Annotated in this window: 18 protein-coding genes and 1 tRNA gene; 9 read left to right on the top strand and 10 right to left on the bottom strand. The window is 44.0% G+C overall.

Annotated elements, in window-relative coordinates:
* Positions 1–8 precede the first annotated feature (8 nt).
* Positions 9–941 (top strand): hypothetical protein, encoded by a 933-nt coding sequence (locus AC2D6U_RS08975; RefSeq protein WP_484720642.1) that lies wholly within the window; start codon positions 9–11, stop codon positions 939–941.
* A gap of 7 nt (positions 942–948) precedes the next feature.
* Here the strand turns inward: AC2D6U_RS08975 and AC2D6U_RS08970 are convergent, their stop codons facing one another.
* Genes AC2D6U_RS08970 through AC2D6U_RS08960 form a run of 3 tightly spaced genes read right to left on the bottom strand, consistent with a single transcriptional unit; the run spans position 949 to position 3,927 of the window.
* Complete coding sequence (locus AC2D6U_RS08970) at positions 949–1,218, bottom strand: hypothetical protein (protein ID WP_484720641.1); 270 nt, start codon at positions 1,216–1,218, stop codon at positions 949–951.
* Positions 1,215–2,228 carry a glycosyltransferase family 9 protein gene (locus AC2D6U_RS08965; RefSeq protein ID WP_484720640.1) on the bottom strand — a complete coding sequence of 338 codons (1,014 nt, stop codon included), beginning with the start codon at positions 2,226–2,228 and terminating at the stop codon, positions 1,215–1,217. Before AC2D6U_RS08965 ends, AC2D6U_RS08970 begins: the two co-directional genes overlap by 4 nt.
* Positions 2,221–3,927 carry a helix-hairpin-helix domain-containing protein gene (locus AC2D6U_RS08960; protein WP_484720639.1) on the bottom strand — a complete coding sequence of 569 codons (1,707 nt, stop codon included), beginning with the start codon at positions 3,925–3,927 and terminating at the stop codon, positions 2,221–2,223. Before AC2D6U_RS08960 ends, AC2D6U_RS08965 begins: the two co-directional genes overlap by 8 nt.
* Before the next feature lie 72 nt (positions 3,928–3,999).
* On the opposite strand from AC2D6U_RS08960, the gene AC2D6U_RS08955 reads away from it, so the two are divergent.
* The 6 genes from AC2D6U_RS08955 to AC2D6U_RS08930 all read left to right on the top strand — a co-directional run bounded on the left by AC2D6U_RS08955 (position 4,000) and on the right by AC2D6U_RS08930 (position 9,919).
* Positions 4,000–4,407 carry an EVE domain-containing protein gene (locus tag AC2D6U_RS08955; RefSeq protein ID WP_484720638.1) on the top strand — a complete coding sequence of 136 codons (408 nt, stop codon included), beginning with the start codon at positions 4,000–4,002 and terminating at the stop codon, positions 4,405–4,407.
* Complete coding sequence (locus AC2D6U_RS08950; protein ID WP_484720637.1) at positions 4,404–5,951, top strand: hypothetical protein; 1,548 nt, start codon at positions 4,404–4,406, stop codon at positions 5,949–5,951. Before AC2D6U_RS08955 ends, AC2D6U_RS08950 begins: the two co-directional genes overlap by 4 nt.
* Positions 5,952–6,007: 56 nt before the next feature.
* Positions 6,008–6,556 (top strand): bifunctional pyr operon transcriptional regulator/uracil phosphoribosyltransferase PyrR, encoded by a 549-nt coding sequence (gene pyrR / locus AC2D6U_RS08945; protein ID WP_484720636.1) that lies wholly within the window; start codon positions 6,008–6,010, stop codon positions 6,554–6,556.
* Positions 6,556–7,482, top strand: coding sequence for an aspartate carbamoyltransferase catalytic subunit (locus tag AC2D6U_RS08940; RefSeq protein WP_484720635.1), 927 nt, complete (start codon positions 6,556–6,558; stop codon positions 7,480–7,482). The genes pyrR and AC2D6U_RS08940 overlap by 1 nt, the downstream gene beginning before the upstream one ends.
* 6 nt (positions 7,483–7,488) lie before the next feature.
* Positions 7,489–8,460, top strand: a complete 972-nt coding sequence (locus AC2D6U_RS08935; protein WP_484720634.1) for an alpha/beta hydrolase — start codon at positions 7,489–7,491, stop codon at positions 8,458–8,460.
* Between the two features lie 82 nt (positions 8,461–8,542).
* Complete coding sequence (locus tag AC2D6U_RS08930; RefSeq protein WP_484720633.1) at positions 8,543–9,919, top strand: pyridoxal-phosphate dependent enzyme; 1,377 nt, start codon at positions 8,543–8,545, stop codon at positions 9,917–9,919.
* Between the two features lie 24 nt (positions 9,920–9,943).
* Here the strand turns inward: AC2D6U_RS08930 and AC2D6U_RS08925 are convergent, their stop codons facing one another.
* The 7 genes from AC2D6U_RS08925 to AC2D6U_RS08895 all read right to left on the bottom strand — a co-directional run bounded on the left by AC2D6U_RS08925 (position 9,944) and on the right by AC2D6U_RS08895 (position 16,364).
* Positions 9,944–10,705, bottom strand: coding sequence for a tryptophan-rich sensory protein (locus AC2D6U_RS08925; protein ID WP_484720632.1), 762 nt, complete (start codon positions 10,703–10,705; stop codon positions 9,944–9,946).
* Positions 10,674–11,069 carry a DUF4174 domain-containing protein gene (locus AC2D6U_RS08920; protein ID WP_484720631.1) on the bottom strand — a complete coding sequence of 132 codons (396 nt, stop codon included), beginning with the start codon at positions 11,067–11,069 and terminating at the stop codon, positions 10,674–10,676. Before AC2D6U_RS08920 ends, AC2D6U_RS08925 begins: the two co-directional genes overlap by 32 nt.
* Positions 11,070–11,102: 33 nt before the next feature.
* Entirely contained in the window at positions 11,103–12,248 is a 1,146-nt protein-coding gene (locus AC2D6U_RS08915; protein ID WP_484720630.1) for a hypothetical protein, read from the bottom strand.
* 47 nt (positions 12,249–12,295) lie between these two features.
* Positions 12,296–13,030 carry a lysophospholipid acyltransferase family protein gene (locus tag AC2D6U_RS08910; protein WP_484720629.1) on the bottom strand — a complete coding sequence of 245 codons (735 nt, stop codon included), beginning with the start codon at positions 13,028–13,030 and terminating at the stop codon, positions 12,296–12,298.
* A gap of 241 nt (positions 13,031–13,271) precedes the next feature.
* Entirely contained in the window at positions 13,272–13,847 is a 576-nt protein-coding gene (locus AC2D6U_RS08905) for a hypothetical protein (RefSeq protein WP_484720628.1), read from the bottom strand.
* 144 nt (positions 13,848–13,991) lie between these two features.
* Complete coding sequence (gene ggt / locus AC2D6U_RS08900; RefSeq protein ID WP_484720627.1) at positions 13,992–15,680, bottom strand: gamma-glutamyltransferase; 1,689 nt, start codon at positions 15,678–15,680, stop codon at positions 13,992–13,994.
* A 6-nt stretch (positions 15,681–15,686) separates the two neighbouring features.
* Entirely contained in the window at positions 15,687–16,364 is a 678-nt protein-coding gene (locus AC2D6U_RS08895) for a LiaF transmembrane domain-containing protein (RefSeq protein WP_484720626.1), read from the bottom strand.
* 122 nt (positions 16,365–16,486) lie between these two features.
* Here AC2D6U_RS08895 and AC2D6U_RS08890 point away from each other — a divergent pair.
* Both AC2D6U_RS08890 and AC2D6U_RS08885 read left to right on the top strand, forming a co-directional pair.
* Positions 16,487–16,570: transfer RNA gene (locus tag AC2D6U_RS08890), tRNA-Leu, on the top strand.
* Positions 16,571–17,020: 450 nt separating this feature from the next.
* On the top strand, positions 17,021–17,626 hold the full coding sequence (locus tag AC2D6U_RS08885; RefSeq protein WP_484720625.1) for a hypothetical protein: 606 nt from the start codon (positions 17,021–17,023) through the stop codon (positions 17,624–17,626).
* Positions 17,627–17,653 lie beyond the last annotated feature (27 nt).

The raw sequence follows: 17,653 nt of genomic DNA, 5'->3' as shown, positions 1-17,653 counted from the left end.
ATAGACACATGCGATTATTCGTGATAGCCTTCATCAGCTATTTCCAGGTACTCTTGTTACATGCACAAGTAGAACAGGTCATTGAGATCTCAACTGAAAGAGACAAGGATGGCAATTATACCTTTTTTGCGGACAACAATTCCTTTGCGACTCATCATGTCGCCATCTGGTTCGAGACCATTTCCGGGTTTACTGTTAATGCCAGTTTACCGGCTAATCGATCCATAGAAAAAGGAAATCATTTGATCTTTAAAATCCTCAAAAATGAAATGGGGAATCAAAACTTCCGCTATACCTATACTTACAGAAGAGGGACGGCAAACCCGAAGATCAAAGACATCGCTTACGCATTGCCCGTTGCACAAGGGAAACAAACCAAGACCTTAGAACTGACATCGATCGATGAAAGCTATCGAAACAAAAAAGCACCAGAGGGTTACTATTCCATTGGCTTTACGCTAAATGAAGGAGATACCCTTTTTGCCGCCAGAGGCGGTCGCGTGATCAAGCTGATCCAAAGTGAAGAAGCTGACCTTGAAGGATTAACCTTTTCCAGTGATCGAAACATACTTGAAATTGAGCATCCCGATGGAACGATAGGCCAATATTCGATTTTTAAAAAGAATGGAGCACTCGTGGAGGTTGGTGACGACGTGTTGATGGGCACACCACTAGCACTAGCTGGAGGAAAGAATTACCTGAGTGGTTATCAAGTAAGGTTTTCGGTCTATTATCTTCATTTTGACGCCAGTGAATCCCAAGACTCTAAAGATTGGTATAGTTTTAAATACATCACCCCGGAATTTGTCAGTTCTACAGGAGAAAGAAAAGTACTACAGCCCAACATCAAATACCGATCGGTACTGACAGAAGAGATGATCATGGCCGACATGAGTCGGAAGGAAAGAAAGCGTTACTTAAAATCGAAAAGCTCGAAATAGAAAAGGGTTAGATCATTTCCAATCCAAAGACTAGAAAGGCATAAATTGCTAATAGCAGAGCAAAACGTTGACTATTGGCTCTGGCTTTCTTAGGCGCACCAAAGTCTCGAATTACTTTGATGTTGAACGATAGGGCAGCCAAGACCAATCCTAGGGATATACCCCACGGTAATTCTGGATTTCCAAAATCCAACCAACCTTGTCCATCGGCCAATTCAATACCCATTGATCCTAGGAGGCAGAAAAGAGAAATGAGCTGAAGTTTTCTTGTTGTCATGGTAGCCAAAAATCAAAAATGATATCATTCATGCATTTAAAGTGTCCTTTTGGACACTTGTTAAAGCCGATCTTAGAGCACGGTCTGCAGGACAAGCCCTTTTTTTCCAGGATGGTAAACTTGGTGCGATAGGGGTACATGCCAAAGGATGGAATGGTATTTCCCCAGATACTGAAGATGTTTTTGTTAAATGCAGCGGCTACATGCATCAAACCGGTATCGTGCGTAAATACATAAGAAGCGCCTTTGATGATCGAAGCCGACTGATTAAAGTTGAATTTTCCACATCCATTGTAGATGATGGCTTTCTTGCCAAGTTCTTCCAGGGATTCTTTGAGCTCTTCTCTGTCGTGTTTTCTATCGAAGAAATCTTCAATTTTCACCCCCAGCTCTTCATCTTCTTTGCCACCCAATAAGATGATCGGCTTATTGATCTTGTCACATAACTCGATCATCCTGTTCAAAGGGAGCTGTTTGGTGGCATGTTTTCCTCCTATGGCAAAGGCCACGTACTCCTTTTGGTGCGTTGGAGGTAACCATTCGGTTTCGACTTCATCCTTTTCCGGAATGAAATAATCGAGCCCCAAGGCATCCGCCTTAACGCCTAATGGTGCGGCGGCAGCTAAATAACGATCGACCACATGCACATTGGGGAGTTTATCGATCCGTGTATTGACCATCAGCCATTTCTCCCAGTTGAGCTTGTTAAAGGCACTCGAGGCTGTGCGAAGTTTGCGCTTCAGCCGTTGTGTCCGCAAGTTATTATGTAGATCAATGACGTAATCGTATTGTTCGGCCGCGAGTTGTTTGGCTAGTTCTTTAAAGTCGTCCTTGAGTAGATGCAATTTGTCTACATAAGGATTTGATTCCATCAGGAAGCCGAATTGAGCTTTTGTGCAAAAATGCACTTCCACTTCTTCGAGTTGTGTTTTAACCGCCCTGATTACCGGTGTGGTCAGCACAATGTCTCCTATGGAGGAGAAGCGTAGGATGAGAACTTTCTTAGGCATTTGCCTTAATCAGACTTTTTCTTGAAGTAAAATGTTCCTCGATTTTCGATAAAGGTAAGGCATTGAAGGTCATTTCTGCCGTGAGCCCCCCCTTTCTACCCGTAAGTAGGCCGTACTGCATGTCGTGGTACCCTACTTTTTCGTGGGCATCTGGATTAATGGAAAGCATGACACCCTGCTCAATGGCGTAATGCACCCAGCGCCAATCCAGGTCAAGACGCCAAGGGTTGGCATTGATCTCGATCACTACTTGGTGTTTAGCGCAATGATCGATCACGGCTTTATGATCGATCGGATAGCCTTCTCTCCTCAATAGGAGTCGTCCTGTTGGATGGCCTAAGATGGTCGTAAATGGATTTTCAATGGCCGCCAATAACCTGCTCGTCGCCTTGATCTTATTCATTTTCAGCTGCGAGTGCACAGAGGCCACAATGAAATCAAAGCTAGCCAATACGTCATCACTATAGTCCAATTGTCCATCGTACAAGATGTCCGATTCAATTCCTTTGAATACTTTGAAAGGTGCTAATTCAGCATTCAATTCGTCGATCTCTTGGTGTTGCTGCACAACTCGATCTTCTTTTAGGCCATTGGCATAAAAGGCCGATTTGCTGTGATCACAAATACCCAAGTATTCATAGCCTAATTCCTTACAGTAAAGAGCCATGTCGCGAAGACTGTTTTTTCCATCGCTGTAGGTTGAGTGGTTATGCAAAATGCCTTTCAAGTCGCTCATTTCAACAAGTTTGGGCAAACTCTTGTTCTTGGCAGCTTCCACCTCAAATGTGCCTTCCCGTAGTTCAGGCAGGATAAAATCCATCCCAAGAGATTCATAAAAAGCTTCTTCGCTTCCTTGTGGCGATCTGATCGCGAGTTCTCGGAGCGTTGTTCGGTCAATAACAGGAGTCGACAAATGCTGAGAACTGGCGGAATAAAGGAGTTGATTTTTGGTCTTATCCCCCTCTTTAGAAAAGAGCAAGGATATTGGAGTCAGATGCTCGTCGAATGTACCCAGCCATTTGATCGGGCCACTGCCTTTGATGTCCTGCTGAAATTCTGTGGAAGCGTTGATTTTTTCTTCTGCCTCATCAAAATTCTCCGTCAACACCAACAGTTGGATTTCTTCTACTACTTCTAGTTTCCGTCGAAGCGCCCCAAGAAAAGAGGCTTGAAGGCCAAGGTTGGCCAAGGACTCAATGACGCGCTCAGCCAACTGTTCCGCTTCCGCATAATGCAATTTATTGGCATTTGCTTCTTTAAAAGCCAAGGCCGCAATGATGCTTTCTTGTGTTTTCTCTCCAAAGCCTTTCAACTTGGCGACCAAACCTGAGTTGGCTGCTTCCTTGAGCTCATGGCCACTTTCGATACCCAACTCTTTCCACAGCACCTTGATCTTTTTGGGGCCTATACCTTTCATGTCGAGTAGCTCAATGATACCTTCTGGTGTATTGGAGACCAGCTCATTCATGGCTTTTGAAGTGCCTTGCTGCACTATTTCATGTATGGTGCCGGCAATGCCTTTTCCTATCCCTTCTATCTGCTCAAGAGATGAAAGACTCATGTCGGCTAAGGGCTCTTCAAGTTTATCTAAATGAAAAACGGCATTTTGGTAACCTCTAATTTTGAAACTGTTTTCATCGTGAAGTTCCATGAGTGCTGCTTGAAGCTTCAATTGTTTGATGATGCTGCGATTATCCACTACTCGGTTGCTTAGTTTACTTATGAATTTTAGTTAAAATAGGGTGTTATTATCTAGATTAACAACGCGAACATGAACTATTGGTTGATCAAATCCGAACCGAATACCTATGCTTGGGAAGACTTAGTAGAACGAGGCAAAGACCATTGGGATGGCGTGCGCAACTATCAAGCAAGAAACAACCTTAAAAACATGAAGCAGGGAGATCTGGCATTTTTTTATCATAGCGTGAATGAAAAGCGCATTGTTGGTATTGCAGAGTGTGTTTCTGCTCCTTATCCTGACCCAACCACTGAGGATGAGCGTTGGGTGGTTGTGGATTTTGTGCCGAAGCAAAAATTGAAAAAACCCATAAGCCTACAAGAGATCAAGGAAAAAGAGGAACTCTCTGACATGGTTTTGGTTAAGCATACAAGGCTATCGGTTCAACCCGTGAAAAAAGAAGAGTTTGATTTGATCGTGGCCATGTCAGAAATATGAAGATTTTCTATTCCATAGTGTGCTGTTTCTCTGTGTTGTTGGCCACCGCGCAAGTTGAACATATTGGCCGGTATGAAACTGAGTACGATTGGAATACCGAAGATTTTATTCCAGTACCTAATGCGGGTAAAGGGGTACTCATCATAAGAGCAGAGCGCTCGCTTGATGGAAATGACTTCACCACACGATTCACACATTTGAATAATGAGTTTGAAGAAACATGGTCGAAGTCGCTTGAAGTGTCAAAATCCTTATTCATCAAAGGCTACGATTTCAATGGTGATCAAACCTATGTGCTTTTTCAAGACCGAACGGAGAGTAGAATTCTCAAAATCGTTCGTGTGGATCCTGACAACGATTCAATCACTGAGTTTGAGCCTAGACGCTTAACGGAAATGGAAGTGACAAATTTCGATGTCATCCAGAATTCTGCAGTCATTGCCGGGTACATTTCGAATCGACCGGCTGCTTTTGTCTATAATATGGACAATGAAAAACTGGTCACCTTAAATAATGTGTACCAGAACAAGAGTGAATTGTTAGAGGTAAAGATCAATGCGGACAGTCTTACTTTTAACATAGCGGTCGCTGTACAGGATGAAAAGAAGGACCGTACAGTTCAGATCAACACCTATGATTTTGAAGGCAACCCTATTCGTGATTATGAATTGATCACGCCCAATAATTACCAATTGATGACGGCTTCAACCTCTTCGATTTTTGCAGTTGAACAACTTACAGTAGGGCTCTACAACCTGAACCTAGGAACCTCGCCAAGTGGGGTGTATGTCAATCATGTGAACCGAAAGGGCCAGCAAACGATGAATTTTTTACCTTTTGGGGAGTTCAATACCTTCTTTGCCCATGAAGGAGAAAAACGTGCGGCCAAACTTAAGAGAAAATCCTTGTCAGCGCATAAAAAAGGAAAGGCCTATCGGTATCGAACAGCTGTGTTGTTTAGAAGTATGCTGGAAGAGGAAGACAAAATTGTGCTACAAGGAGAGTTTTTTAAGGTCTGGGGAGGGAATTCTCAAAACACAGGCTTTTCCAGCGGTTATGATTATGCCGGCCGAGACAGATTCAACGAGCGAGATCCGATGAGAGGAATACAGCGTGAAAGCTCAAATGAATATCAATTTACACATGCCTGGGCCTTAGCGATCGACAAATCGGGTAATGTCCTCTGGGATTATAATGCCCCTATTGGAGAAAGCATTGAAGGATTGTTGAGACCCTACGGTGATTTCACATACAATGAGGGCAATCTATTCTACGCTCACTACTACGATCAGGAGCTACTTGTCGATCACATGAATAAAAAGGTGGTGAAGGATACTACCTTTTCAACCAGCTTGACCTTACTGAATGAAGACGAGTTACTTTTTGAAGATGAAGTTTTTAGAGGATTGGTCAAATGGCATGAAAATAAGTACCTGGTCTACGGAATTCAGCATGTTCGCCCCAAGGATAAATCAGTCGATAGGCGACGAGTTTTTTACATCAATGGAATTGCAATAGGGCCAAATTTGACGTCGGGACAATAGATAAATATTCTCCTGCCTTCACGAGTCAAATCCTTTTTCTATATTTGTTTCTTGAAATGCAACGAAGACTTCTCCTAGGTCAACCGCAACTGGCCATCACCATTGGCCGACTCTGTCAACAACTGATAGAAAATCATCAAAATTTTGAGCATACGGTTATTTTAGGTCTCCAGCCCCGTGGCATTTACTTGGCAGACCGCATTGCTGCACGACTCAATGACTTTATTACAACAAAAGTAGATTTGGGCTACCTCGATGCGACCTTTTATCGAGACGATTTCAGAAGAAGAGATACACCTGTCAAAGCCAATGAGACCAAGATCGATTTCTTGATCGAGGGAAGAAAAGTGGTATTGGTCGATGACGTGTTCTATACGGGCAGGTCTGTTCGTGCAGCTATGGACGCCATGATCGCTTTTGGTCGGCCCGCGCGAGTAGAATTACTAACCTTAGTGAAGAGGAAGTATGCAGCACACGTTCCCATTGAACCGGATTATGTAGGCAAAGAGGTCAATACCTTAGAGAGCCAGCAGGTAGTGGTTGAATGGAGTGGACAAGCAGGCATTTCTGAGGATAACATTTGGCTACAAAACAAAGAAAATTAATGAGGCAGTTAAGCACAAAACATCTGTTGGGTATCAAAGGGCTTACGGCTGAAGATATTCAATTGATATTTGACACTGCAGATGAATTTAAGGATGTGATCAATCGACCGATCAAAAAGGTTCCGTCCTTAAGAGACATTACAATCGCCAATGTTTTTTTCGAGAATTCAACACGAACGAAATTGTCTTTTGAGCTGGCAGAAAAGCGTCTTTCGGCAGATGTGATCAACTTCTCGAGCAGCAATAGTTCAGTCAAAAAAGGCGAAACCCTTCTGGATACAGTGAATAATATTCTCTCCATGAAGGTGGACATGATCGTTATGCGCCATTCAAGTCCCGGGGCTCCCCATTTTCTTTCGAAGCACATTAAGGCGAATATTGTCAATGCCGGAGACGGGACACACGAACACCCTACACAGGCCTTGCTCGATACCTTTTCCATTCGCGAAAAACTCGGTGAGGTTGCAGGTAAAAAGGTCGCCATCATTGGCGACATCCTTCACTCAAGAGTGGCTTTATCCAATATTTTTGCCTTGCAGAAATTGGGGGCAGAGGTCATGGTTTGCGGACCGATCACCCTATTGCCCAAACACATTGCTTCCTTAGGTGTCAAGGTAGAACTTGATGTGAGAAAGGCCTTAGAATGGTGCGATGTGGCCAATGTGTTGCGCATACAGCTGGAACGACAGCACTTGAAGTACTTTCCTTCTTTAAGAGAATATTCCCTCTATTATGGAATCAACAAGGCGCTGTTGAATTCACTCAATAAAGAAATTACAGTGATGCACCCCGGTCCCATCAACAGGGGAGTTGAATTAGCCAGTGACGTTGCAGATTCTGATCAGGCCATAATCCTGAATCAAGTTGAAAATGGTGTGGCCATTCGGATGGCCGTTTTGTACTTATTGGCATCTGTTTCAAAATAACAAAACATGAAAAAGTTTATAAGAGCTCTCTTCGTCATCATTCTTTTGGTGGTGCTGGCATTCTATTTTTTAGTGGTGCCTTATTTTGTCGGCATGATCAAGGACTATGATCGATACACCTTTGATTTTGTGTTGTCAAACCCTGAAATGGTGACTGATTATGCCATTGGCGAAAACAGGGACCCTGGGGACTATGGCTTTGAATTCGAGGAAATCAGTTATAAGACCATTTTCGATGACTTGAACCTCAATGGTTGGTGGGTACCGGCAACGAAACCGGGTATTCAGCAAACCTTGATCATCAGCCATGGTCGAACGTCGAATCGACTAAAAACGATGAAGTATTTGGCATTGGTCAAAGAGCATGGATTAGACACCTTATACAACGTCTTCATTCCGGATCATCGAAATTCAGGCAAGTCAGAAGAGGCATCGACCGCTTTGGGGTATGAGTTTGCCGAAGACATAGTCGCGGCCATGACGATGCTTAAAGGTCGGGAACGGCAGCGCGAATTCGTGTTGTGGGGATTTTCCATGGGTGCCATGGCCTCGGCCATTGCGGTGAATCGACCTGATTTGGTGGATTACATTGATCGCGAAAACTTGAAGGTGACCAAACTCATTTTAGCCAGTCCTTTGAGTAATGCAAAGGAAACCTCTTGGGTGGCCGGAGAAGAGATGGGCATCCCAAGGCCTATATTCGACCTGGCATGGAAAGGTTTCGACAAAGAGGTTGACGGCTGGGCAGATAACATGAAGTTTTCCTATCTGTTATCCAATACGAAATTACCAACGCTGGTGCTCTATGGCACCGGAGATCGAACCACACCACATGAAACTCTGGAAGCTGAAGTAGAAGGTTTGTACAATGTCATACCCATCATGTTTGATGGCGCCGATCACGTTCAATTGTATACTCAAGAAAAGTACAAGGAGCGATATGGTACCAAGGTGAGTGAATTTTTAAGAATGGACTAGCTACGGGTTTTCTTAAAAGTAGTCTCGTATCATGCAAAGAGTACGGAAAACTTTAGCTTTGTAAACGTAATAGGAAAAGGAAATGAAATACTACAACAGCATCGTTGAAACCATAGGAAACACTCCATTGGTCAAACTAAATTCGGTCAATAAGGGAGTCAAGGGAACGATCTTGGTGAAGGTGGAGTACTTTAACCCGGGAAACTCCATGAAGGATCGCATGGCACTTAAAATGATCGAAGATGCCGAGGCCGCGGGTTTGTTAAAGCCTGGGGGAACCATCATTGAAGGAACTTCGGGTAACACGGGCATGGGGCTTGCCCTTGGTGCGATTGCCAAGGGATACAAGTGCGTCTTTACCTTGGCCGATAAGCAGTCACAAGAAAAAATCGATATCCTCAAGGCAGTAGGTGCTGAAGTGATCGTGTGCCCAACGAATGTTGAGCCCGATGACCCTCGTTCTTATTATTCGGTGGCCAAAAAGATCAACCAAGACACGCCAAATTCTTTCTATCCAAATCAATACGACAACCTATCTAATGCGATAGCGCATTACGAAACCACAGGTCCTGAGATCTGGCGAGATACGGAAGGCAAGATCACCCATTGGGCCGCCGGTGTCGGCACGGGAGGGTCGATGTGTGGCACAGCTAAATACTTGAAGGAACAAAATCCGGAGGTTGTTTCTGTTGGAATTGATACGTACGGATCTGTCTTTAAAAAATACAAGGAGACCGGCGAATTCGATACAAAGGAGATCTATCCTTACCTTACTGAAGGTATTGGAGAAGATATTTTACCTAAAAATGTTGATTTCAGTCTGATCGATACGTTTGTAAAAGTCACGGATAAGGATGGTGCTATCATGACGCGTCGATTGGCTAGAGAAGAAGGTCTTTTTTGTGGATGGTCTTGCGGATCTGCCGTTGCAGGGGCGTTGGAATATGCCAAAGAAAACCTGAAAGAGGATGATGTCATGGTGATCATTTTACCAGATCATGGAACGCGCTACCTCGGTAAGATCTACAATGACGATTGGATGAAAGCGAGAGGGTTCTTGGAGGAACGAGAATTTGGTACAGCTGCCGATGTGCTGGCACATCAAAACGGACATGGTAAACTGACTACGGTTTCCAAAGACACATCGGTCGGTGATGCAATTCGTCTGATGACATCGACAAGCATCTCTCAACTTCCGGTTACAGACGGTAAAAAGTTCGTAGGAAGTCTGATCGACTCGAAATTATTAGGGCTAATGATCGATGATCCTAACATTAAAGAAAGACCAGTAGCGGACATCATGGATAAGCCCTTTCAGTTTGTATCGGCAGATAACACCTTGGATGTACTATCAAGTGTGATCACAAAGGACAATCCGGCTGTAATGGTAAGGGATGAACACGATGAAGTGCACATCATTACGCGGCACGATCTGCTAAATGCCATGACGAATAATTAAACTGAAGCCTCGAAAGAGGCTTTTTTAATAAATACCCTTTCTACGGGCCTGATAATCTTTAATAATGGTGATAGCAAAAAGGCATAGCAAACAAGCCAGCGCAGAGTACTGCACTGCCGGTGTGATATCCCATTGTTTGATCATGATGTTAAAGAGTGCCCAAACGCCAACATAACTCATGTATGTGAGGTGTTTTTTGACACTCAAGAAGATGTAAATCAAGGTAGCAACAATGATGAGCAATACGGCCCAATAAGACGATTCCATAAGAAATGTCCACTGAATTTTGGTCAAGTAGGCACTGATGTTGGCCACCAAGGCAACTACGATCCAACCGGAATAAATTGAGATCGGCCACCATACCCAAATGGCGTGTTTTTCTTGTCCTATATCCAGTCGAATCACCAGCCAAAGCAAAGTCAACAGGAGAACGACCATCACAATTACACTGGCCAAAGTGTATTCGTTCAACCAACAATAGATCCATAAACAATTGGCCAGGTTAGCGACCATCAAGCTCAAGGCTTGTGGTTTGCTATAAGGGCTGGATGCATTTCTCAGCAAGTAGATCGCATTGCCCAAAAGGCCAATGTAAATGAAACCCCATATCGAAAAGGCATAACCGGCTGGGGTAAAGAGCGTGTCGTACTTGTTGCTTAGGCTTCCCATGGTTTCGCCGTTGATGATACCCGTGTTAGAAAGGTAGTTCCAATAAATCGTAGCCATGAGCACGATCAAATTGGCGATTCCATAGCTATTCGTTCTCTTCATTTCGTCTGATTTCATTGGCTCGCATGGGCATGCTGTCAATTAAAGCAAAAAGTGCTTGCTGCTCTGGGAGCTCCTTACTTTTTAATTTAACGCTTCCATCTAGGCCAATCAAATAGAAAACGGATTTTCCGTCGATGAAACCGGGTACGGGTCCTTTCATCTCATCATTGAAAAGCGCAACGACCTTGTTTTTTGTCACATGAAAGAAAAGGAGCTTACGTTCTTTTACTCCGATACTATCAAGATAGTGCCTAACCCAATCATGGCCTTGTGGGGCATCAAAGATGACGATTCGGTTTTTCCATTTGAAATCATTCAGCAATTGGGCATTCATCGCTGTGGACAGACAAAATAGACAGACGAGCAGTAGGCATTTCATATGCAAATAACTGCACGAAAAGCGCCTTGTTCATCAGATGTCATTGTTGCGGTAAAGCTGGCGGATCTGATCAATGGCTTGGTCATATATGCGATCAATGAAATTCCCAAAGAGTACTTGTGGAGATGGAGGGGAGATCTCGTTTTTTTCTGTCAGACGCAACTCTTGATCCGATAGCGCACGCTCATCTCCATTGAAGTTCGCCCATTGATAGGTCCAATTATCCTCACTGGCAAATTTTCGGTTGACCAAGACGCGATTCGAATAAGCATCTCGGACTTCGAAATTAAGCACACCAGCAGAGGAAAGAGTTTTTCTAAAAACGGTGAGGTCTGCTTTTACTGTACCAAAAACGTCATGTGTGGTACCCTCGTCGTCAGTGTAGGTGCCTACTTTCACACTATCCCTTTCTATCGTTCTACTTTCCTTCTCCACCAGTTGCTGACCCAGCGCAAAATCGTCGAAGGCCATACTGATCACATGGTCGGGTTGGATGTCAAAACTCATGGCTTCTTCATCGGTAATGAACCGGAGGAATTTCCCACGGCTGAATTGATCGAAATATTCGATCATGCGGTTGGCGAAATAGGAATTCGTGATCTCTAAGTTTCTCGAATGAACCGGGATGGGTGCGATCAACACCTTCAATGTGCCCATGTCTAATGCAAGATTCAACAAGCTATCGAGTCCGTTCACGTTAGGATTGAATCGCATAGCGGACCGAAAATGACCGTAGGCTTGTCTTCCGGTTTCAACGGTATTGAACTTGAGTTCTTCTAAGCCGAGCTGAACATGAACGTCGGCAGCTTCGAAGGCCGCCTTTTCCTGCTCATCGAAGTAACTAGCAGGTTTCACCGCATCAACGCAGGCTGGACAACCGTAAATGTCGCGGTAATACCTGTTGAGCAGCGCATATTCTGAATAAATTCGTTCCCATTTGAAACTGTCCGTACTCCTGTTGAACTCCCGAATGCGATTCAAATGGTATTGTAATGCATACTGATAGCCCTCTATAAGGACTTCTTTTGCTTTCTTATTGTTGGGGTTCGATTTTAACCGATTAACGGCTTTATCAGCAGTTACATAATCTCCTTTATCAAAGGCATTCTTGCCAGTAGCACAGGATGCCAGCATCGCTAGAGTCAACACAACCACGAAATTCCTGTAAAAAGTGTTCATAAAGGATCTGTTAGGATGAATGATCATAGACGAATATTATGCCAAACTTAAGCCTGCCCCTTTAGTTCAACTATTTTGGACCGCATGGCATCATGTGTTTTTTGAGTGATCTCCTCAACGTCTTGCTCTGTTTTTCCCTGGACTGAAATTTCAGGTAAACAATAGGTTGTAATGCTTCCGGGTTGAAGCAAAAGACTACCTCTTTTCATGAGTTTATCCGCATTATGGATTACCACAGGTAGAATATTGATCTGCGATTCAATTGCCAGACGGAAGGGCCCGTAGCGGAAGGGGAGCAGGGGTTCGTCGGTATTGTTGCGGGTTCCTTCAGGTGCAACCAAGATGGAGGTGCCCCCTTTCAAAATTCTCATCAACTCCAAGCTGCTTTTTTTGCGACTTTCTACACTGCTACGATCTACCCAAACGGTCCACCGACTGACAATGGTGCTGAAGATGGGGATTTTTTTAAGCTCAGCTTTGCCCAGCGCAACAAGTGGTGCAGGTATGGCGATCGGAATTGCACATGTGTCCAGGAATGAGGTATGATTGATCACAAAGACATAGGATTTGCTGCGATCGACCAACTCTTTATTGTGTGATTTAAAGAGAATACCAGAAGTATAGCCAAAGAGATAGACCCATACACGGATGAAAAAGAACGTCACGTGTAAATATTTTCGTGAGAAAAGGATCGGAAGGATCAGGAAAGGAGCACAGAGTAACATCGATAGGGTGAAGCTCAATGCGCACCAGGCGGTATAAATAACTTGAAGGATTTTCAACACGCGCTAGCTAGCTAAAATTTATAAATAATTCTCGAAAATAATTTTTTAAAGTCAAACCACTATTTACATTTGGTCGAATTTAATGGAAACCGGTGATGCTGACTCATCCTACGCATTGCCGTTAAATTTGGATGAAACCTAACTCTTTGCTTGCAACCCTGGCGTTTTCGTCAGGGTTTTTTTCGGCATAAAAAAAGGGAGCAAGTGCTCCCTTGATTTCAACCAAATTAAAACGAATTTACTGAATTGTTACATTGAAGGTGACTTCAACATCTGTTTCTCCGCCTGCATTTGCCGGATCACCTGCTGCTACACCAGAAGCAGTTTTATTAGGCTCATGGAGTAGAAGAACAGTCAAGGTTCCATTACTTGCTGTGGTGGTAACAGCTGAACCGCTCAGACCAAGTGGATTACCATCTCTGTCTTCGTCACCATAGCTGTAGGTAAGGTTTAACCCAGAGCCTACAACATAAAATACCTGATGCTCATAATCTTCTTCAGCCACCTCTTCCGTGATGTCTTCAGCAGGGGTTTCTGATTCGTTCAAGAACTCGATGCTAACACTGTAGGTGCTATTGGCAGAAAGCGTTGGGTTGGTGATGCTTGGCGCATTTCCGCCCTCTCCATCTGAATCGACAAAAAGTGCCGTTTTAACATCAGATGCGTTGGCTTGATTGGTGAAGGTTACCCTTACCGTTGTGATCAATTCTTCCTCATTCACGGGTTCTGGATCGTCGTCGTCACAAGAAGTAACAACCGTAACTGCCAGCAGTAAGCTGAACAGCATCCATAGTTTTCTCATCTCTAGTTTCATAGCGTTTAATTTTAGATGCAACATTAGTGCATATGCAACAAAGTTGCAACAATAAAATAGTGGAATGGACTATTTTCTTAGATTTTTTTACCGCAAGTAGGATAAAAATGAGGGCGCAACAGCAAATAGGTATTGCTCGATCAATTAGTACCCCGCGGCTTGACCATCTTTTCTGGATTCGGATGCACCATAGTACACTTTATTGACAGCATCCCACATAATGGCCTGGTAGCCACCATAACTACCAACATTCCATGAAAGTTGGTGTCCCATTTTGACCAATTCGCGAATGACCTCATAATCGATACCTGATTCGAGTTGCAATACGCCACCGTCGGACATACGACCACCTGTTGGTTGCGAAGAGCCATTGTGGAGAATTCTAGGGGCATCTCCAGCTTCCTGTAGGTTCATCCCAAAATCAATCAAATTGATGACAATTTGAGCATGACCTTGGGGTTGGGTTGCCCCACCCATCAGGCCAAAGCTTACCCAAGGTTTTCCTTCTTTGGTGATGAAAGCGGGAATGATGGTATGAAAAGGTCTTTTGTGCGGTGCATATACGTTGGCATGCCCTTCCTCTAATGAGAAAAGTTCACCACGATCTTGTAGCACAAACCCTAATCCCGGAGGGGTCATTCCTGAGCCCATGCCTCGGTAATTGCTCTGGATAAGCGAAACCATGTTACCGTCTTTGTCGGCGACGGTGAGGTAAATCGTATCTCCATCTTTTAATTGACCGGCAGGATAGGAGCGCCCTGCTTGATTTGGGTTAATGAGTTTTCTGCGTTCTGCTGCGTATTCGTCTGACAAGAGCCATTCGATTGGCGTCTGATAAAAATCCTGATCGGCATAGAACTTAGCACGATCTTCAAAGGCTAGCTTTTTGGCCTCGGTAAACGTGTGGATATACTCTTTGCTACCGAATCCCATCGATTTGATGTCATAGCCTTCTAAGATGTTCAAGATCTGGAGCGCAGCAATTCCCTGTCCATTCGGTGGTAATTCCCAAACGTCATAGCCTCGGTAATTGATAGACTGCGGTTCCACCCATTCGGAGGTATGATCGGCAAGGTCTTTTTCTGTTAAGAAGCCACCTAACTGCTGCATGTAGTCAGCAATGGTCTTAGCTACATTTCCTTTGTAAAAACCATCACGACCTTCCTGTGCGATGATGCGTAACGTATTGGCTAATGCCGGATTCTGAAAAACCTCTCCTTTTCGGGGAGTTCTTCCATTGGGCATAAAAACCTCTTTAAAACCAGGGAAGCGCTGAAGGTTTTCAGCACCTCTTTCCATGTACCAAGCAATAAGTTCTGAGACTGGAAAACCATTGGTCGCATAGTCAATGGCAGGTGCTAAGATGTCCTCCATCTCCATCAAGCCAAATTTACCGTGCAATTCGAACCAGCCGTCTACTGCGCCGGGAACAGAAACAGGCAGTGGGCCATAGGAAGGAATCTTGCTGTATCCATTCTGCTTAAAATAGTCAAGGGTCAATTTATAAGGTGAGCGACCGGATGCGTTAAGGCCATAAAGCTTTTGGGTCTTTGCATCCCACACGATAGCGAATAGGTCGCCTCCTATGCCGTTACCCGTTGGCTCTACTAAGCCGAGGACGGCATTGGCTGCAATGGCTGCATCAACGGCATTACCGCCTTTTTTGAGTACATCCAGGGCAACTTGGGTAGCCAGTGGTTGACTTGTAGCCGCCATGCCATGTTGGGCGATCACTTCAGATCGAGTGGCAAATTTCTTCCCTGTAATGCGATCTTGTCCCTGACTCGAAAGACATAGGACACCTAGAAGTACGACAATAAGTGCTATTCTCATGTTGCGTTAGTTTGTGATTTCTAACCCTCCAAATAGGATGAGTCCTTTGATAGTAAGCTTTTTTGAAGACACTTGATGTTCAAGCCCTTTTCTTTTATCCGAAATGCCACCGAACAGATTAGTGACCTGAAGGTCAACTTGCCAATCGTGCGGAACCCGAATTTTGGATCCTCCGAACATGTAGAAAACGTCAATAATCACGCGCTCATTGTCCATGTCTGAACTTGTTAGATCGATATTTGAGCCACCAAATAAAGCAGTCAAGGTGCCCCCTTTGAAATGTTTTGTCGAAGTGATTTTATCTCCTCCGCTAAAAATGGCGGTATCATTCACAGTGTCCCCTTCTTGCGCAGTAGTGATCTGCGTATCGGTTGATGTTTTTCTTCCAATCAGGTAAATACCAATAAAAACCAAGGCAAGTGGCCAAAGGTCCCAAATGGAAAGACGAATGTCGAACCAATTATCTAAGGAAAAGAAAACGCCAAGCGAAAGCAATATGGCACCCGCTCGAATGTTTTCACGGCTGAGTAAGAGATAACCTCCGAGTAGGATGAGTAGGCTCTCCCATCGGAAGAGAACATGACTAAGTTGACGCGGGATGATGTCGATATTATCAAGCGCCCAAACGATACCAATGAGCATGAAGAGAAGGCCAAGGTAAATCCGTTTGTTGTTTTGCTCCATAACACAAAGTTATCCTTAAAACTGCAAAGACTCGACTCTTGCGACAATAAGAAATATTCGAATGGAGAACTCTTTCATTTGATTGAATCAATCGGTTGATTACTTTTGCACTCCCAGTTCTTGCGCACGTGGTGGAATTGGTAGACACGCCATCTTGAGGGGGTGGTGCATTAAGTTGTGTGGAAGTTCGAATCTTCTCGTGCGCACAGGTAAAAGGCTCCGATCGGAGCCTTTTTTTATTTGCTCAGCATTGATAAAACGAACTTCATTGGGAAACCAGAAAGACTAAAATAAGCCCATAAATTCTATGCTCAGCCCAATATTTATTAAGCTATTATAATAAAATATTGCACTATAAATTTTATTGTACAGATTTTGACATTTTTATGCATTCTGATTTTTGCAGTTCACATTCGCTTAGCCACGATTTGCCACTGTTTTCCTCTAAAAACAGCCATAGAAATGCATTAAGGGTAATCCAGGATTCGATTTAATCCGTATATTTATCCAACCTAACACCGAACTAACTTATTTTGACTACGCAGCGACTCAGATGCTGGAGGAGATTCTCCGTTCTGTTCACTGTTGTATTGTTTCTAAGCAGTGGACTACTCACCAAGGCTCAGAACACAAATGCTTCAGTAAGCGGCTTCACAATGCAATTTGTGAAGGACGCTACCATTGGCTCTGTCAGTGAGGTAGCCTCCAACGTGCTTCGTATTGTCAATACCACAGGAAGACGAGCCGTCTTCACCCTCGATTATGCTTATCCTGCAGATTGGCGCGTACTGGCAGACCCAGAAAAGGTCTATAACGTCGGTAATGCCGATACGCTCTTTGTTCCAGTTCGGATGATCCCTCCCAAAGGAGCACAAGGAAACGTTAATTACTTCATCAATGCCACTGCCTTCATGACCAATGGGGTTCCTTTAGCCTCGGCGCCTTGGTCCATGCAGATCTCAAAAGTATCCAATTGGTTCGCGTCCATGATCGACACGGAAATCTATTTCCCAACCGATAAAAATGAAGCGGAGTTTCGGGTCAATATTCGTAACGAAGGCAATTCAGCCGAGAATGTCATTTTTTATTTCAATACGGACGTGCAGTTGACGGTACTCGACGAGTTTGGAAATTCCTTTGCAGATAATGCCATGGCCATGGAATTGCCGGTTGATGTTGACTCCACACTTCGTTTTAGAGTCGTACTCGACGAAGAGGCAACTAAGGAGAATTTCTCTACAGCGGCCCCATCAATGCTGTAGAGGAGGAGAAAATTGATTATCGATTGA

Source organism: Roseivirga sp. YIW32, from assembly GCF_057219245.1.
Note: the sequence above shows the minus strand (reverse complement) of the source record. Positions and strands in the feature narration are given on the sequence as shown.

What these genes read in the sequence shown, in the direction of transcription:
- AC2D6U_RS08885 (WP_484720625.1), top strand. Translation starts at nt 17,021, where the DNA reads ATGCAATTTGTGAAGGACGCTACCATTGGCTCTGTCAGTGAGGTAGCC.
- AC2D6U_RS08970 (WP_484720641.1), bottom strand. Translation starts at nt 1,218, where the DNA reads ATGACAACAAGAAAACTTCAGCTCATTTCTCTTTTCTGCCTCCTAGGA.
- AC2D6U_RS08915 (WP_484720630.1), bottom strand. Translation starts at nt 12,248, where the DNA reads ATGAACACTTTTTACAGGAATTTCGTGGTTGTGTTGACTCTAGCGATG.
- AC2D6U_RS08935 (WP_484720634.1), top strand. Translation starts at nt 7,489, where the DNA reads ATGAAAAAGTTTATAAGAGCTCTCTTCGTCATCATTCTTTTGGTGGTG.
- pyrR (WP_484720636.1), top strand. Translation starts at nt 6,008, where the DNA reads ATGCAACGAAGACTTCTCCTAGGTCAACCGCAACTGGCCATCACCATT.
- AC2D6U_RS08895 (WP_484720626.1), bottom strand. Translation starts at nt 16,364, where the DNA reads ATGGAGCAAAACAACAAACGGATTTACCTTGGCCTTCTCTTCATGCTC.
- AC2D6U_RS08955 (WP_484720638.1), top strand. Translation starts at nt 4,000, where the DNA reads ATGAACTATTGGTTGATCAAATCCGAACCGAATACCTATGCTTGGGAA.
- AC2D6U_RS08950 (WP_484720637.1), top strand. Translation starts at nt 4,404, where the DNA reads ATGAAGATTTTCTATTCCATAGTGTGCTGTTTCTCTGTGTTGTTGGCC.
- AC2D6U_RS08920 (WP_484720631.1), bottom strand. Translation starts at nt 11,069, where the DNA reads ATGAAATGCCTACTGCTCGTCTGTCTATTTTGTCTGTCCACAGCGATG.
- AC2D6U_RS08965 (WP_484720640.1), bottom strand. Translation starts at nt 2,228, where the DNA reads ATGCCTAAGAAAGTTCTCATCCTACGCTTCTCCTCCATAGGAGACATT.
- AC2D6U_RS08940 (WP_484720635.1), top strand. Translation starts at nt 6,556, where the DNA reads ATGAGGCAGTTAAGCACAAAACATCTGTTGGGTATCAAAGGGCTTACG.
- AC2D6U_RS08930 (WP_484720633.1), top strand. Translation starts at nt 8,543, where the DNA reads ATGAAATACTACAACAGCATCGTTGAAACCATAGGAAACACTCCATTG.
- AC2D6U_RS08905 (WP_484720628.1), bottom strand. Translation starts at nt 13,847, where the DNA reads ATGAAACTAGAGATGAGAAAACTATGGATGCTGTTCAGCTTACTGCTG.
- AC2D6U_RS08975 (WP_484720642.1), top strand. Translation starts at nt 9, where the DNA reads ATGCGATTATTCGTGATAGCCTTCATCAGCTATTTCCAGGTACTCTTG.
- ggt (WP_484720627.1), bottom strand. Translation starts at nt 15,680, where the DNA reads ATGAGAATAGCACTTATTGTCGTACTTCTAGGTGTCCTATGTCTTTCG.
- AC2D6U_RS08925 (WP_484720632.1), bottom strand. Translation starts at nt 10,705, where the DNA reads ATGAAATCAGACGAAATGAAGAGAACGAATAGCTATGGAATCGCCAAT.